General features: G+C 79.1%; 1 pseudogene. It reads right to left on the bottom strand.

From position 1 onward, the window contains the following. Nucleotides 1–1,406, bottom strand: a pseudogene (locus ACQRUO_RS39365) (LuxR family transcriptional regulator); the annotation flags it as partial. Nucleotides 1,407–1,582: the final 176 nt, after the last annotated feature.

Here is a 1,582-nt window from a genome sequence, read left to right as displayed (position 1 = left end):
GCGACCAACCGGACCCCCCGCTGCTTGGTTGGGTTCATCCCTCCCCGTCCCGCGCCCGCCGGCGCGCCGGCGGCCGGCACCGCACCGGTGGCCGGTGGTGCGGGGCTGCGCGGTGCGGTGGGGCGGTCGGCCAGCCAGGGGGCACCGCAGTCGAGGGCCAGCCGACGCCCGCGCCGGCCCAGGTCGGCCCCCTCCCGCAGCCCGGCGGCCTGCAACCGGCGGCCCAGCAGCAGCAGCGTCCTGGCCAGCTCCAGCCGGTGCCCCGACTGCTCCAGCACCGCGACCGCCTCGCGCAGCAGCGCCAGCCCGTGCGGACCCTCGGCCAGCAGGCCGCGCAGCCGTAGCGCCCGGCCCACCGCACTCGCCGCACCCCACTGGGTGCAGCGCGCGTACTCCTCCTCGGCCAACTGCACGGCCGCGCTCGGGTTGCCCAGTTTCTGGTGCAGGACCGCCGCCCAGGGTCTCCAGGGAAAGAGCACCGGATTGCGCCAGCCGACCCGCTCCAGCTCCTCCCCGCAGCTCAGGAACCGCTCCAGGGCCACCTCCCGGTCCCCGGCACAGGCCGCGCGCAGCCCGTCCAGCAGCCGGCCGGCGGCGGCCGGCCCGGAGCAGGCGACCGGCTCGGGCTGCGGCGGCACCCGGCGCAGCAGGGCCGGGTCCCGGGTCTCCAGAGCCAGGGCCGCCAGCGCCAGCACCGACAGGCCGGTCGGCTGCTGGCCGCGCCCGACCGGCGCCAGGGCCGCGCCCAGCGCCTGCCCGGCCTCGGTGACGCGGCCCAGCGAGAGCAGCACCAGGGTCCGTTCGGCCTCGATCAGCGCGCTCTCGGCGGCCGCGGCCCGGTCCTCGGCGTGCGCCCGGGCCGTCTCCAACCAGCCCACCAGCGGCTCGGCGGCGTCCGCGGCCACCAGCGCGACGGTGGCCAGCGGCAGCAGCGAGTGCACGTGCCAGGGCAGGGCCGGCTCCCGGTCCAGCACCAGCGCGGTCAGCTCGGCGATCTCGGCCGCCGGGCGGGCGCTGCCCAGGGTGGCGGCGTGCAGCAGGGCGCAGAGCAGCGCCCGTTCGCCCGGGGTGCTCACCAGGGGCTGCGGGCCCAGCTCGGCCAGCCGGGTGAGCGCGGTGCGCAGGCCGTGCGGGGTGCCGCTGTCGGCGTAGTGCAGCAGGGCGGCCAGCCGCAGCGACAGCTCGCCGTCGTGGTCCGGGGACGTCGGCAGGGCGGCCAGTTCGGCGGCGGCCCGGTGCAGCAGCTCGGCCGCCTGCCGGGTGCCGGAGCCGAGCACGGTCGGGCAGAGCATCGAGGGCGCCAGCCCGGCCAGCGCGGCGGCCCGCTCGACGGCACCGGGCAGCCGCGGCACCGCCTGCACCAGGTGGCGCACCGCGGTGGCCGGATCGGTGCCGCGCTCGGCCATCGCCAGCTCGACCAGCAGCGCCGCCCGCTCCGGGCCGTCGGCCGCGCACTCCAGCAGCGCCCGGCGCAGGTACCGGGCGGCGTCGGCCGGCGCGCCGCGCCGCAGGGCGGCGGGGGGAGCCTACCGCAACAACCCCCCAGACCACAAGACACCCGATGGAGTCACCAAGAACCAAC

The organism is Kitasatospora sp. LaBMicrA B282 (assembly GCF_050325825.1).
Lineage (GTDB): Bacteria > Actinomycetota > Actinomycetes > Streptomycetales > Streptomycetaceae > Kitasatospora.
Note: the sequence above shows the minus strand (reverse complement) of the source record. Positions and strands in the feature narration are given on the sequence as shown.